We start from the raw sequence: 14745 nt of genomic DNA, 5'->3' as shown, positions 1-14745 counted from the left end.
ACTTATACGTTCTGACTTGGTTAAAAAGTGTTCTTAAAATTAGGAGGAGTTTAAATGATTGATAACAATATGGTCATTGATCCAAAGGCCGGAAAACTTAGGGTTCAAGAGTCATTATCCAAAAAGTCCAAGAAAGCTAAGAAAGATAGCTTTTCGCCTCTAACCAGTGCAATCTTAATCCTTTTAACTCTCGTGATTAGCGTAGGTGGCTGGTACGGAGTAGGAAAATATTTCTTTTGGAGTAACCTTGATATGAAGCGTGTTAATGCTCAGTTAGATTACTATAAGCAGAAAGTACAAGCCGAACCGAATAACACCGAAGCACGGGTCGATCTTGGGTACACTTACGCTTTAAAAGGAAATGATGGTCAGGCGATTCAAGAATTTAATCAGGCATTAATGGTTGATCCCAAGGATTTTGATGCTTATTTAAACCTTAGCTTGGTATTTATCAAGGAAAAACGATTTAATGAAGCCTTAGAGGATTTAAACAAAGCGGGTCAACTTTCGCCCAGGGATTATAAGGTTCCTTACGAGAAAGGGATCGTTTATCGAAACCTAAAAATGTACAAAGAAGCAACAGATTCCTTAAATCAAGCAAATACACTAAATCCGACAAATACCGATATAATCTACGAAACTGGAATGGTGGCTGAAGCCCAAGGTAAAAAAGATGATGCGATTCAAATCTATAAACAAGCTCTTTCGTACGATCCGCTTTACAAACCCGCAATTGCAGCCTTAGAACGTTTGAAGTAATAAGGATGGAGTGAAATCATGAAAAAAAATAAAGTATATCTAAGTATGTTGACAACATTCGTCTTAGTAACCGTGGTATTTTGCTACTTTTTCATATATAAAGATACTGATTTGTCTGCCCAGGTTCAAAAGGTAGTAAATAGCAAGGCCCAACCAGCCTTTAGTTATATGATTTACGGTGGATTTGGACCTGATGCACTAAACAAACCTATGGATGTGGCTAAAATTAATCAATTCATCTATGTCACAGATACAAATAATAAACGTGTTCAAGTTTTTGACCTTGGAGGAACACCCATCTTCAAATTCGGAAAAGATGGAGTAGGAAAAGGAGAATTCAAGTTTCCCTATGGAATAGCTGGGGACAACCAAGGCCAAGTTTATGTTTCAGATCTCTACAATGGCTGTATTTCGGTATTTGACAGCAAAGGGAAGTTTATTAAATATTTCGCTGAAAAAGATCCCAATGAAAATGTCATCGAAGCACCTGGTAGTCTGCGAATTTTTGGAGACAAAGTCTATGTTACAGACATTAAGAAAAGTAAAGTGCTTGTCTTCGATCTGAGCGGGAAACTCCTAAAAGAAGTTGGAAGTCCGGGACAAGGTGTAGGTCAGTTCCAGGCACCGAACGCTTTGACAGTTGATAAAGACGGCAACCTTTACGTTGTAGATACTGGTAATCAAAGAGTACAAGTCTTTGACAAGAACTATAAATATGTACGCACGATTAACGGATCAGCTAACGGCAGCGGGGACTCTATCTTTGTAAATCCCAGAGGAATCGGGATAGACTCCCGCGGTATTCTCTATGTAGTAAGTAATCTGACTCACTTTGTATATGGGTTTGACCTTAGTAATAAGGATCAGAAACTTTTCACATTTGGGGGCAATGGGGAGTCCAATACACAGTTTTCTCTGCCGAACGGACTTTTTATAGACGAAAATGACAACGTCTATATTACAGACTCGTCGAACCAGAGGGTAGCGGTGTATAAGTAATATGGATTCGACTGGGGGATTCTAGAAAGGGGTGGTCCTATAGGTTAGGGATTATCTGCAAAGAAGACATTGTTCTATTTATAGAAGGAGGGAAGAAAATGAGAAAAAGGTTTATAGTGTTGGTACTTGGGCTGACCATGGGTTTAACCTTGTCATTGTCCAGCGTTGCTTTAGCCGCCAATACTAGTGGTGACGGAACAAACGTTGCCGGAGGAACGTACCCTATTAGCTATCCTAATGGTGATCAGGTGCCCGGAAATGATCTAACAACTACTATTTCTACGACTGACTCTGCACATGACAATGGTCTGGTCAATGCCAACCAAACTGGAGTGGGTGTAGGAACTAATGATGGTTCAACAGCCACTTCGGTCGCCAAAGTTAAACCTAATGAGAGAGTGCATGGAGAATACCAAAACAACACTGATTCGTGTGCAAGCTGTCATCAAGTTCATACCGCGGCGGGTAATAACTTAACCTTTAAAGACAGTGTTTATGATACCTGTATAGCATGTCATGACGGAACACTTGGCGTTTTAAACGTTTTTCAACCATCTACTGCAGGGACCTTTGGTGGAACTGCTGCTGGAAACGCCTCAATGCATTTATCGACAGGTGCTATGGAGACCAAAGCAGCTCCTGGAGGAAACCACACGGATACAAGCGCAAATGCTCCGGGAGGAACAGGTTGGAATGCAGAATTTAACTGCGCAAGCTGCCATTCCCCACACGGATCCTACAGTGACCGTTTGCTCAATTACAATCCAAATAGCATTGGCACCACAGATGAATACTTTGAAAGTACTCCTGGGACTTATTTAAATGCTGATGGTACTCCTTCTCCGGGTAACGTTCCTGTAAAAAGTGGTGGTTTAAAATTAGTTAAGGGAACAATCTATGATACCTTGCCAACGCCTTCTTCCGTTCCCGTTGACCACATAGCTTACAGAACGATGTCCAATGACCCCAGTTTAGGGACAAACCCCGTTACCCAAGAATCGACACCAGTCAAAGTTATTGTTTTAATGATGAAAAATAGTGCTGGTACTGCTTGGGTTCGTGATGTCACTCCTTGGATCAACGATTCAGCAACCAGTTCTAGAGCTACTTTTACAAACTTCTTTAATAGCAGCAATGGTAAGCTCGTATTCAATGCAGATCCAAACAATTCAGCTAATCAAATTGTTGTTAAACTTGGATATGCATATGCAAAAGATGGTGCATTAGCCGGCCTCAGTTCTGCTGTAACAGCTGACATCTCTCGTGCCGTTGTTGTCAAATTCGATTTCACCTCGGTTAATGAAGGAACCTTCAATGGTCTACCAGTTAAACAAGTTGATATTAACAGCTACGCTAAAAGTGGATATGGTGTGCAAATCGCTCAATTCTGTGCCGCTTGTCATACAGATTACCTGGCTCAATCGGGCAGCGAAACGGGTGTATGGTCCCAAGCTTTCCGTCACACCACAACTAGTGACACGTATACCTGCTTAAAGTGCCACTTTGCACATGGTACAGATGTATCTGTCATGTTGGATTCACAAGACCAATCCGTTGCAACACTGGTTGCAGGAGCAGAAGGAGGAGCATATTCGGGCAATGTAGCAGCTGCAACAGCCTACATGCTAGATGTAAACCCATCTTCAGCCCTCAAACGTTACACTAACATGTCGGTCTGCTGGAAGTGTCACACCAGTTCACATGCTGGAGACTTCATCAACAATGAATGGGTTCAAGGAGGCGTAAGTTCCGGTGTTAAAGCTTCGACAGAGTATAGCACTGGTGGTACAAACCTTCCTGCTGGTTGGGTAGACCCACCTGCAGCTAATCTTCCTTACACCACAAAATAACAATTAAATATTTAATTTAGGTTTACTTGATTGGGTTTAAAACTAAGGTTAGTAGAAAGACCGATCGCCTTCGGGTGATCGGATCTTTCTACGCTTCATGAGACATTTTTTCTAAATTTCCATAAGATTCCTGAGAATTGCAAAAGATGCCCTTTAATCGAATGAATTACACTTTGTAATACTGTAATTAAATTATGTGAATGATATAGAATATACAACTTTGAATACTTTTACATTTTCCAATGTGTTTATATAGGCTGAGAGGAAGAAGGTTGACTAAAATTTTTGTGAAGAAAAATCGTATTGTAGCCATAATAATGTTAGTCTTGTTGCTCGTCGCCGGAATTAGTACCTACAGGTGGGTGAGAATTCATTCAGGGACTCAGGTTACATCCTTAACAGCAGAAAGAGTGAAGGCTGGACTGCCTCAGTACCTCTTTACGATCGATGGAAAAAGTAATGCATCCGATCCGGTTAATTCAGAGAAATCATTGGATGAGCCTCTAGCTGTAGCTGTTTCTTCGGATAAAGTCTTTGTGGCAGATTCCGGACGTTCTCAAATACAAGTGTACAATCGCAGCGGTAAATGGATCTCAACTTGGGGGAAGGGGACGTTAAATTATCCCTTTGCCCTAGCCTACGGCAATAATTCCCTTTATATAGCCGATCCAACCCTCATGGAACTATTTTCCTATGATATAAATGGCAATGAAAAGAAGTCAATCCTAAATAAACAGAGGCTTCAATTCTCTAATGGCAAACAAGGGGAAATTATTCGTCCGACAGCGGTTCAGGTTGGACCCGATAACCTAATATATGTAGCGGATGTCGGAAATCAGGAAATCTTAGTTACGGACAACAGTGGGAAAATTTTACGATACTTTGGTGGATCAGGAACAACAGATGGAAAGCTTCAATATCCAAACGCAATATTCGTGGGTAGAAATGGAAAAGTCTATGTGTCAGATACTAATAATGCTCGGATTCAGATCTTCGATCAGAAAGGCGAGTTTCTGTCTAAAATAACCGGGTCCCATGGAAAAAGTGGGCCTTTAGCTCTGCCAAGAGGTTTGGCAGTCACTGATTCGGGTATTATTTTTGTAGTGGATGTATTTTCCCATAATCTGCGGGCTTTTGATGAGGATGGAAATGAGTTGTGGGCTTTTGGCGGTAACGGTCAAGGCAATGAACAATTTAACTTCCCCAACGGACTATGCCTTGATAATGACGGGCGAATTTATGTCACTGACCGTGAGAATAACCGGGTTCAAGTCTTAGGTTACAAGCAATGATGATAATTAGCCTTAACTATTTTGTAGGAAGTGTAATTTATGAGAAACCTTGCTGGGTTTCGAAGAATGGAATGGATAATTATGAGTATCATTTCAAAACGTTGTCTTATCCTTTTTATTTTAGTTGTAGTAACATGCGTTCCTCTTTTCTATATGGATAAATCCGTAAATGCAGCAGATGATTCTGAAGGCATCAACGATGTCTCAGTCCAAATAGCAGCCCTCCCCAACAACACGTCCCAAATCTCGCTTAGCTGGGGAGCAGTACCACCCGCGAACGGTGGAACTGTCAGTTATGACATTGAGAAGAGTACTGACGGCGGGTTGACGTTTGTGTCCGTGGCGAATATTACTGCTGTTTCCTGGACGGATAATAATGGAGGCAACGGAGTGCCGAATTACACGAACGTAATTTATCGTCTCAGAAGTCAAGAAACCGTTGCTGGAACGATAACTCCTGGTCCTTACGGTTGGCCAGTTAAAGTATTTCCGCCAAACGTCAATGTCCATGACAATTATATGAGCAATACAAATCTTTGCAGTAATTGTCATTCAACCCATAACGGAAAAACAGAACAACTCCTGACACTGAATAATGTAACAACGACCTCAGAGTTATGCCTTACTTGTCATGAGGGAGCAACTAATTCTAAATACGATGTTGTCAACGGCTATACTAAGACTGAAGATGGCATCGCTCGTTCTTTAGGAGGAACCTTTGCCCATAATGCAAATGGTGTTTCAGATGAACCTTGGGGAGGGTCTCCAACCATTTCTGCTCATAAATTCGATGAGACTACAGCTGAACCTGCTCCCGGATTTGGAGGGACGAATGCCACTCAACCTATGACGCTGGGGTGCACATCTTGTCACAGTGCCCATGGAACCGGCAACTACCGTATGTTGAAAAATACCATTACAGTGCCCACGGCGCCGGATACTTCGACTTCTTACAATGTCAGTGTGCTTGCAGGTGCAGAGACGAAAACTCCAAGTTCAGGGGAAGCTCCGGTGTATATTTCTGGCGCAGAAACACTTTGTCAGAGTTGCCATGGTAACTATTCAGTGGGTAAGAGCCACCCTGTCAATACAACTCTAGGAGCGTTGACAACCTCATTGCCTTTACAAGGAACAACAACTGACAGAGACAACAATACTCTAAGGATGACATGTCTGACTTGTCATTATTCGCATGGCTCAACCTCAGACAATATAACCATTAATTCCGGCAATGATTTATGCTGGAAATGTCATGTCCCGGCAGAATACGGAGTTCCGAGTGATCCGGATACCACGACGTCTGGTTTTTCTAATGATTCGCAACAAAACCTGCACAACTTTCTAGGCACTTCAGAAGGGCATCTAGTTCCTTGTTCCTCATGTCATATAACCCATGGAAATAACGTCAATGGTTTGTTAATCGGCCCTAACAATCCGATCACTGCTATTGACAGCAATGCAGGTACTGGTAATTGGAAGTACTCCTCATGTACTACGTCATGCCACACATCCGGCGATGGCGCTTAAGAAAGATTCTGTGAGGTTATAAATGTAACTTTATGTCGAATTTGTATACATCAGAAAAAGCCAAGCATGGAATTTGAAGCTCGAATAGAGTACAATATGGTTAGACTTGCCAACTTTTATATTGCATATAGCCTTGAATTTACGTTAATACTACGTTAATAGGTCAAAGACTGGGAGGGTTACGTTGATGGAGGAAAATTCACAGAATTGGGTTGACCGACTTTGGAGAGCATTTAGTTCCATGAAGATGGGACTAGCCCTATTAGGGATTGTTGCTCTTGTTGCCGGGATAGGAACCTTGATTCCACAGACAGAGCAAGATCCTCAAAAAGCTCAAGCCGTGGGACAGCTATGGCAAACGTTGGGATTTACCCATCTATATAGTACTGTTTGGTTTCGCTTATTGCTCGGTCTCTTGTGTGTCAATCTTATTGTGTGCAGCATTCAGCGCTTCGGAAGTATTTACCGGCAAACATTTAAGCTGACTCCGCCTTCAAATCTTGCTAAAGTTCCGAAAAAGAACAGCAGAGTGGTTAACGGTGATATCGGGACGCTGCAAAAATCCGCTCAGGAGTTTTTAACACGAAAAGGATATCGAGTTGTCCTCGACGAGCAATCTGATCAATGGAGCTTTATAGCAGCCAAACGACGTCTGGGATACTGGGGATCCTTCATCACGCATCTTTCATTTGTGGTTCTGGTGCTTGGAGCCTTATTAGGGTCCATTTTGGGTTTTAAAGGATACATGATGGAAGGTGCCGGAACGACGACACCCATCCAACAAATCGAGCTTTCTAAAGGGAAAGTTTCTGAAACATTTAGTGTACGCATTAATTCCGCAGAGGACCGATTCTTGTCCAATGGTGAACGGGATAATTGGTACACGGATATGAGCATTTTAGAAAATGGCCAAGAAGTAGCAAGAAAAACCTTGTCTGTCAATCATCCGTTCGAGTATAAAGGGGTTACCTTTTACCAGGCCAGTTTTTCCAATGGGGCTCATTTTACAGTCGCTATGAATGGTCAGAAAATCCCAGTCGTTCTACGTGAACAGGGTCAAAATTATTTTCAGGCACCAGGTACTGACCTTTATCTTATAGCAACATCCATTATGCCTTCCAGTTCTTCTCAGAAGGCAGTGGCTCTTTACCAAGTATATAAGGGAACCGGTGCAGATCCGGTCCAATCAGGCCAACTTACGTTAGGGCAAACGGTCGATGTTCAATCAACTTATAAGTTGACCTTGGATAGTTATGCCGGATTTACTGGTTTACAAGTCAAGAAGGATCCAGGCGTCGCTGTTATTTGGCTGGGATGCGCTTTGCTGGTGGGTGGACTGCTGCTGGCTTTTTACTGGCAGCCCATTGTTCTCTCTGGAATTCTAAAATCCGAAAATAACAAACAGGGAACTCTCACTGTGGGGGCATTCTCAGGAAAGTCAACAAGTACTACCCTCGAAGCATTAGAGCAGTTTGTTAGTTCTGTCACAAAATAATAATTGGAGGGCGATCTATGTTAGAAAACCTTGAAACAGCCATGTTCGACATTGTTGTCCTGGCTTGTACCTTAGGTGTATTGTTGTACTGGGTTTGGATGGCTGCTAAGAAAGAATTTATTGGGCGTTTGGCGACTGGCCTTACGATCATCGCTTTGATTGCAGATCTTACAACGATCATCTTGAGAATGATCATTTCAGGTCATCCGCCGCTTTCTAATGGGTATGAATTTTTGATGACCTTTGTCGGAGGGATTATTGCCGTTTATTTGTATGCCGAATTCCGCTACAAGCTGAAGTCCCTAGGTGCCTTTGTTATGCCAATTCCCTTTGTACTTTTAATGTTCATTATAATGACGATGGGGCCAGAGGAGCGAATTGCTCAGGCAATCCCTCCTGCCCTCAAGAGCCAATGGCTAACCTTTCACGTGCTGACGGCAATGTTTGCCTATGGTGCCTTTGCCGTATCGTTTGGGTTAGGGATTATGTACCTTTTGAAATCAGGCAAAGAAGATAAGCCAACTAAAGGGCAGGCGAAGGGGATTGTCTCCTATTTTCCGGCTCTGGAAGTACTGGATGACCTCTCCTATAAGGTTGTTGGATTTGCGTTTCCCCTCTTGACCCTTTGTATTATTACAGGTGCAATATGGGCAGATTATGCTTGGGGTACGTATTGGTCATGGGACCCCAAAGAGACATGGTCTCTAATCACTTGGATTATCTATGCCGCATTTTTGCATGCAAGGTTAATGTATGGATGGAAAGGCAAAAGGGCTGCTTGGATGGCGGTGTTTGGTTTCGCCGCTGTACTGTTTACCTTTTTTGGGGTTAACTATCTTTTACCCGGATTGCATTCTTATGCTCAATAATGGATAGTCGCTCAATGAGGTAAAGCTATGAAAATAAAGGAGATATTTCATTTATTACAAGGAAAGTGATAAAATAAGACGAATTAAGAGAGTATAAAAGTAGGAGAAGGAGAATATCTTTCATGCCGCAGTATTATCCAATATTTATGGACTTAAAAGCTCAGCCGGTTTTGGTCGTCGGAGGAGGGATTGTGGCCTTACGCAAGGTTCAAACCCTCTTACATCATGAAGCTGTAGTTTATATTGTTTCCCCTCGTCTCGTTACAGAACTTAAGGAGCTTGTTGACGGAATATCATGTTTTTGGCTGGAGAAGGAATATTCCTCAGAAGATTTAAAAGATGCTGTCCTTGTTTTTTCATGTACGGAAAAAGAGGACGTCAATGCCAAAGTATCTTCTGATGCCATAGCCCAGCATCGCCCCGTGAACGTTGTGGATGACCCGGAAAAATGCAGTTTCCTCGTTCCATCGATGATGGAACGAGGTGACTTGAAAATTGCTGTATCGACAGGAGGAAGCAGTCCAATTGTAGCACGGCAAGTCCGTGCTGAGTTGGAGAACTCGTATGGTGATGAAATGGCGGAATATCTTCGCTTGCTTAAAACGTGGCGAACCCTTGCAAAGACTAAATTGCCTCCTGAAAAACGAAGTGTTTTTTGGGATAAGGTAACGGATGGGGAAGTAAGGAGTCTTATAAAAGCCGATCGTTCAGCCGAAGCGGAAGGAGTGATAGAGCATTGTTTCCTGTCGCTGTTGGATTAAATTATCGTAGCGCTCCGGTTGAGATTCGAGAGAAGATGAAGTTATCCCTCCTCTCAAATGAAAGACGTTTTGAGAGGACTTAAAAATCATCATGCTCTTGAAGGGGTAGTCATTCTCAGCACCTGCAATCGAACTGAGATTTACGCTGCAACAACGGATGTCGAAGTTGGGATTTCTTCTATTAAACAGTTTCTGGCCAATTACCATGGAATCGAAGAAAAGATTCTCAATCAGTATCTTTATGTCCACACCTTGTATGATGCTATACGTCACTTGTTTCGTGTTACCTCAGGCCTAGATTCGATGGTTCGAGGAGAGACTCAAATTCTTGGACAAGTTGCTAGTGCTTATGAACTAGCGAACGAGGCAACGGTTACAAATAAAGCGATTAATGTGTTTTTTCAAACTGCTTTAGCAGTGGGCAAACGAGTTCGAACGGAAACACTCATTGATCAGCATCCTGTTTCCATTAGTTATACGGCAGTGGAACTTGTCAAACAACACTTTGGAGAACTTGAAGGCAAAGGAATACTGATCATGGGAGCCGGGGAAATGAGTACTCTTACCGCCAAGAACCTGGTTGCCGCCGGAGCTTCGACCGTTTTAGTGTCGAATCGCTCTTACGAAAAGGCCGTTACGTTAGCCAATGAATTTTCTGGTCTGGCCGTACGTTTTGACGAGATGGATAAGCACCTCACTGAAGTGGATATTGTAATTTCAGCAACGGCTTCAACTCATTTCGTTCTTCTGCCGGAAAGAATGCAGGAGATCATGAATCAGCGAAAGGGACGTCCTTTGCTGATCATCGATATTGCTGTACCGCGTGATATCCACCCTGAAGTAGGAAACATTCCTTTTATAACGTTATATGATATTGATGATTTGCAGCAAGTTGTCGACCGCCATCATCAGGAACGAGAAATCGCTGCCGAAAAAGCGGAAAAGATTATCGATGAAGAAATGCTGCTTTTCCTCAAATGGCATAATTCTTTGTTTGTCGTTCCAACGATTGTTGCCCTTCAGCAAAAGGGGCAACAGATTAAAGAAATGCAGCTAAATCGAGCTCTGGAACGCTTGAACGGATTAACACCAAAGCAGGAAAAAATAGTACGTTCCATGGCCAATTCTATTGTTAACCATCTTCTGCATATACCGATCACGAACCTTAAAGAATATGCCACGACAAGTCAAGGTCATCTTTACACGGAAATTTTACAAAATCTTTTTGATTTGGACGTCGAAGGAGAAAATAAACGACAGGTTACAGCAATGAATCATAAAGCGGGACATGTGTTTCATGGGAGGGCAGAATGACAAACATTCGTATTGGAACTCGAGACAGCCAATTAGCAATGTGGCAAGCCGAGTGGGTTAAACATCAATTAGAAGTTTTATATCCTGAGCATCAATTTGAGCTTATCCCAATGAAAACCAAAGGAGATAAGATTCTCGATGTTCCTCTTGCCAAAATCGGGGATAAAGGGTTATTCACGAAAGAGCTGGAAAATGGTTTACTAAATAACGAACTGGATATGGCAATTCACAGTCTTAAAGATATGCCAACCCTGCTGCCAAGCGGGTTAATCATCAGCGCATGCTGCGAGCGAGAAGAGCCAAGGGATGTTTTTCTAAGTAAGAGCGGAATTCCCCTTGAGGAATTGCCCCGTGGGGCTGTCATTGGTACGAGCAGTCTGCGCCGCAAGGCACAACTAAAACACTATCGTCCAGATCTTAGCTTTATGGATTTACGGGGTAATCTTCAAACACGCTGGAGAAAGTTAGAAGAATCTAATATGGAAGGGATTATTCTGGCTGCTGCCGGTGTAAAGCGCTTAGGCTGGGAAGAGAGAATAACTCAGATACTGCCGGAAGATATCATGCTTTCAGCTGTAGGGCAAGGGTCCATTGCCATAGAGATCGTCGAGGATCGTTCGGATATACAGGCGCTTCTATCGAAGCTTAAGCATGAAGCAACGGAAAAAGCGGTACGTGCAGAGCGTTCCCTTATGCGCAAACTTGAAGGAGGATGCCAGGTTCCTATAGGGGCCTTAGGTCAAGTGTTTGATGGACAGATAGTTCTTAAAGGGATGGTAGCAAGCCTTGATGGAGTCCGCTTGATTCGTGCTGAGGCTCGAGGTTTTGACCCGGAAGCCGTAGGTAATGACGTCGCCAATCAGTTGATAAATCTGGGAGCCAATTCAATCTTAGCCGAGATTCGTTAAAGAGGGCGATATAAAACTGCCTCATGACATCACAGGTTATATTTGGACAAAGCTGATGGATAATCAAAAAGAAATGTCCTTATTTAAATATATTTCAATATAGTATACAATATAAATAAGCTTGTGAGATGATCGAATAGGAGTGTTCAGTTTGAGTAAGGGATATGTATATTTAGTAGGTGCTGGTCCGGGAGACCCAAAGTTGATTACTATTAAAGGGTCAGAATGTATTGCTAAAGCGGATGTTTTAGTTTATGATCGCTTAGCTTCGCGGCGCCTTTTAACATTAGCTCGTCCGGATTGCGAACTTATCTATGTGGGTAAATCTCCGGATCGACATACACTTAGACAAGAAGAAATTAACCAGCTTATTGTGGACAAAGGCCTGGAAGGAAAAATAGTGACTCGTCTAAAGGGAGGAGATCCCTTCGTTTTTGGTCGGGGAGGAGAGGAAGCAGAGGCATTACTCGATGCAGGAATTCAGTTTGAAGTTGTACCGGGTATCACCTCTGCTATCGCTGTACCTGCTTACGCTGGTATTCCGGTGACGCACCGAGACCTAACCTCATCCTTTGCGGTGATCACTGGCCACGAAGATCCCACCAAAAATGAAACGTCCATTCATTGGAACCACCTTGCACTGTCTCATGGTACCCTCGTGTTCCTTATGGGCATGGAAAACCTCCCCTTAATCGCTCAAAAGTTGATGGAAAATGGTAAGAAACCAACGACTCCTGTAGGAATTATTCAATGGGGTACTCGCCCAGAACAGCGTACCCTCGTTGGACAACTTGATACAATCGCCGCTGCGGTTAAAAAAGAAGGATTCACAAACCCGTCAATTATCATTGTTGGAGAGGTCGTCTCTCTCAGAGAAAAACTTCAGTGGTTTGAAAAGAGACCTTTATTTGGGCAAAGGATCGTTGTGACTCGGGCTCGTCATCAGGCCAGTGAGTTGTCACAGGCGATTGAATCCTTAGGTGGAGAGGCTTGGGAATTCCCAACCATTGAAATCGCCCCTCCTTCGGACAAATCCCATTTAGTGAACGCTATTGACAGCTTGAAAACGTTTGACTGGCTCATCTTCACAAGTGTTAATGGAGTTGAGGAGTTTTCCGCAGAGCTTAAACGTCAAGAGAGGGATGTTCGCGACTTGGTGGGACTGGAAATTGTGGCAATTGGTCCCGCGACGCAAGCAGCTTTAGACAAGAAAGGACTGCGCGTTGCTTTCGTACCGGAAGAATACCGGGCGGAGAAGATTGTCGAAGGTCTTAAAGACCGTGTCTCAGCAGGCCAAAAGGTACTGCTGGCTCGTGCAGAAGAAGCCCGAGATGTTTTGCCTGAATCTTTGAAGGCTATGGGAGCAGAAGTTTGGGATGTTCCGGTTTATAGGACGGTACTTGGTGGAGCGAATCGAGAAGAGCTGCAGCGTCTGCTCCGGGAAAAGGAAATTCATGCCGTCACCTTTACCAGTTCTTCGACTGTGCGAAACTTTGTAAATCTTTTGGACGGAGAAGTCTCTCTTTTGAATAATGTCTCTCTCTATTCCATCGGACCTATAACAAGCTCCACTGCACGAGAACTCGGTTTAACGATCTACAAGGAAGCTGCTCAATATACGATTGGTGGACTTGTCGAAGCATTAATGGAGGGAAATAAAACATGATCAGCGTTACAAAGCTTTTATTTGATACAGAGTATTTCGGTGATTCACTGCGTTACAGCAAAGACTCTCATGGTGCCCGCAACGGAACGACAGTTGGTTCTGGGCCCGTGATTGTCTGGAATTCGACGAAGACTTGTAATTTGAAATGTGCGCATTGTTATATGGAGTCTGATTCCCAAAAGTATCAAGGAGAAATGAGCACAGAAGAAGCAAAGCGGTTTATCGACGATTTGGCAGTGTTTAAATCTCCTGTTCTCCTGTTCTCAGGGGGAGAGCCTTTGATTCGTCCTGACTTTTTTGAACTGGCAGAGTATGCTATTTCTAAAGGATTGCGGGTAACGCTGTCTACGAATGGAACTCTAATCACCCCGGAAGTGGCCAAGCACATCAAAGAGATTGGAATTTCCTATGTTGGTATCTCCCTTGATGGCCTTAAAGATGTCAATGACAAGTTCCGGGGTAAAGAAGGTGCGTTTAAGGCTGCAATGCAGGGAATTCAAAATTGTGTTGCTGTTGATCAAAGAGTGGGTCTGCGCTTTACGATTAATCACCACAATATTAAAGAATTGGATAAGATCTTTGATTTTATTGAAGAGGAAAATATTGATCGGGTTTGTTTCTACCATCTGGTCTATTCAGGCCGCGGGAACCAAATGATTGCGGAGGACGTGACCCCGGAAGAATCTCGCCAAGCAATGGATACTATTATTCGACGGACTCGGGATTTCGAAGAACGTGGTTTAAAAAAGGAAATTCTAACGGTTGATAACCATTGCGATGGAGTCTATATGTACCTCCAAGCCTTAAAAGAGGATCCGGCCAGGGCTGAAAGAATTAAATCCCTGATTGGCTTGAATGGAGGAAATCGCTCGGGGATTGCCTTTGGAGAAGTTGATCCGCTTGGCGACGTGCATCCCGACCAATTTACCCAGCATATCACCTTTGGAAATATCCGTGAACGTAACATCGGAGATATTTGGACGGATCTGTCTCATCCTATCATGGCTGGATTAAAGGACCGTAAAACCCTCTTGAAAGGGCGATGTGCAGCTTGTAAATTCCTGGATATGTGCAACGGTAATTTCCGGACACGTGCTGAAGCTGTAACAGGGGATTTCTGGGAGTCAGACCCGGCTTGCTATTTAACGGATGAAGAGATTGGACTTAAATCGTAGAAATAGAAGCGGTAGGCTCGCTTAGCAATATTATTTTATTGCTAAGCAATTTCTTTTCAATGTCAGAAAGTATAAGGGCAACTTTTCTTTACATTCTGTGATTAGGATTACGCACTAGAAAATTACTTTG

At 43.1% G+C, this 14745-nt stretch carries 11 protein-coding genes and 1 pseudogene; all 12 read left to right on the top strand.

The annotated features are described in order from the left end of the window. Positions 1–54 precede the first annotated feature (54 nt). The 12 genes and pseudogenes from VZF35_RS02700 (at position 55) to nirJ1 (ending at position 14615) form a co-directional block, all read left to right on the top strand. On the top strand, positions 55–759 hold the full coding sequence (locus tag VZF35_RS02700) for a tetratricopeptide repeat protein (RefSeq protein WP_407310742.1): 705 nt from the start codon (positions 55–57) through the stop codon (positions 757–759). An 18-nt stretch (positions 760–777) separates the two neighbouring features. Then, positions 778–1758: a 6-bladed beta-propeller gene (locus tag VZF35_RS02695; protein WP_407310740.1), complete on the top strand. Its 981-nt coding sequence runs from the start codon at positions 778–780 to the stop codon at positions 1756–1758. Positions 1759–1856: 98 nt separating this feature from the next. Continuing rightward, positions 1857–3608, top strand: a complete 1752-nt coding sequence (locus VZF35_RS02690; protein WP_407310738.1) for a cytochrome c3 family protein — start codon at positions 1857–1859, stop codon at positions 3606–3608. Positions 3609–3880: 272 nt separating this feature from the next. Next, complete coding sequence (locus tag VZF35_RS02685; RefSeq protein WP_407310736.1) at positions 3881–4900, top strand: hypothetical protein; 1020 nt, start codon at positions 3881–3883, stop codon at positions 4898–4900. Between the two features lie 39 nt (positions 4901–4939). Next, positions 4940–6427: a cytochrome c3 family protein gene (locus VZF35_RS02680; protein WP_407310734.1), complete on the top strand. Its 1488-nt coding sequence runs from the start codon at positions 4940–4942 to the stop codon at positions 6425–6427. Between the two features lie 187 nt (positions 6428–6614). Further along, positions 6615–7922 (top strand): cytochrome c biogenesis protein ResB, encoded by a 1308-nt coding sequence (locus tag VZF35_RS02675; RefSeq protein WP_407310732.1) that lies wholly within the window; start codon positions 6615–6617, stop codon positions 7920–7922. A gap of 17 nt (positions 7923–7939) precedes the next feature. Next, positions 7940–8791 carry a c-type cytochrome biogenesis protein CcsB gene (ccsB, locus tag VZF35_RS02670; protein WP_407310730.1) on the top strand — a complete coding sequence of 284 codons (852 nt, stop codon included), beginning with the start codon at positions 7940–7942 and terminating at the stop codon, positions 8789–8791. Positions 8792–8913: 122 nt separating this feature from the next. Further along, a complete protein-coding gene (locus VZF35_RS02665; protein ID WP_407310728.1) occupies positions 8914–9552 on the top strand; it encodes a bifunctional precorrin-2 dehydrogenase/sirohydrochlorin ferrochelatase in 639 nt (212 codons plus the stop codon). Then, positions 9528–10866 (top strand): annotated as a pseudogene (hemA, locus tag VZF35_RS02660) (glutamyl-tRNA reductase). The gene VZF35_RS02665 and the pseudogene hemA overlap by 25 nt, the downstream one beginning before the upstream one ends. Next, positions 10863–11774, top strand: coding sequence for a hydroxymethylbilane synthase (gene hemC / locus VZF35_RS02655; protein WP_407310726.1), 912 nt, complete (start codon positions 10863–10865; stop codon positions 11772–11774). The pseudogene hemA and the gene hemC overlap by 4 nt, the downstream one beginning before the upstream one ends. 151 nt (positions 11775–11925) lie before the next feature. Continuing rightward, positions 11926–13440, top strand: coding sequence for a uroporphyrinogen-III C-methyltransferase (cobA, locus tag VZF35_RS02650; RefSeq protein WP_407310724.1), 1515 nt, complete (start codon positions 11926–11928; stop codon positions 13438–13440). Further along, a complete protein-coding gene (nirJ1, locus tag VZF35_RS02645; protein WP_407310722.1) occupies positions 13437–14615 on the top strand; it encodes a putative heme d1 biosynthesis radical SAM protein NirJ1 in 1179 nt (392 codons plus the stop codon). Before cobA ends, nirJ1 begins: the two co-directional genes overlap by 4 nt. The last annotated feature ends 130 nt before the right edge of the window (positions 14616–14745 follow it).

It is taken from the genome of Desulfosporosinus paludis (assembly GCF_045689965.1).
GTDB classification, from domain to species: Bacteria; Bacillota; Desulfitobacteriia; order Desulfitobacteriales; family Desulfitobacteriaceae; genus Desulfosporosinus; species Desulfosporosinus paludis.
The sequence above is the reverse complement of the archived record's forward strand: the minus strand, read 5'-3'. Positions and strand labels throughout refer to the sequence as shown.

Excerpts from the sequence above, each read along its gene's own strand:
- VZF35_RS02700 (WP_407310742.1), top strand. The coding sequence starts at position 55 with ATGATTGATAACAATATGGTCATTGATCCAAAGGCCGGAAAACTTAGG.
- VZF35_RS02695 (WP_407310740.1), top strand. The coding sequence starts at position 778 with ATGAAAAAAAATAAAGTATATCTAAGTATGTTGACAACATTCGTCTTA.
- VZF35_RS02690 (WP_407310738.1), top strand. The coding sequence starts at position 1,857 with ATGAGAAAAAGGTTTATAGTGTTGGTACTTGGGCTGACCATGGGTTTA.
- VZF35_RS02680 (WP_407310734.1), top strand. The coding sequence starts at position 4,940 with ATGAGAAACCTTGCTGGGTTTCGAAGAATGGAATGGATAATTATGAGT.
- VZF35_RS02675 (WP_407310732.1), top strand. The coding sequence starts at position 6,615 with ATGGAGGAAAATTCACAGAATTGGGTTGACCGACTTTGGAGAGCATTT.
- ccsB (WP_407310730.1), top strand. The coding sequence starts at position 7,940 with ATGTTAGAAAACCTTGAAACAGCCATGTTCGACATTGTTGTCCTGGCT.
- VZF35_RS02665 (WP_407310728.1), top strand. The coding sequence starts at position 8,914 with ATGCCGCAGTATTATCCAATATTTATGGACTTAAAAGCTCAGCCGGTT.
- hemC (WP_407310726.1), top strand. The coding sequence starts at position 10,863 with ATGACAAACATTCGTATTGGAACTCGAGACAGCCAATTAGCAATGTGG.
- nirJ1 (WP_407310722.1), top strand. The coding sequence starts at position 13,437 with ATGATCAGCGTTACAAAGCTTTTATTTGATACAGAGTATTTCGGTGAT.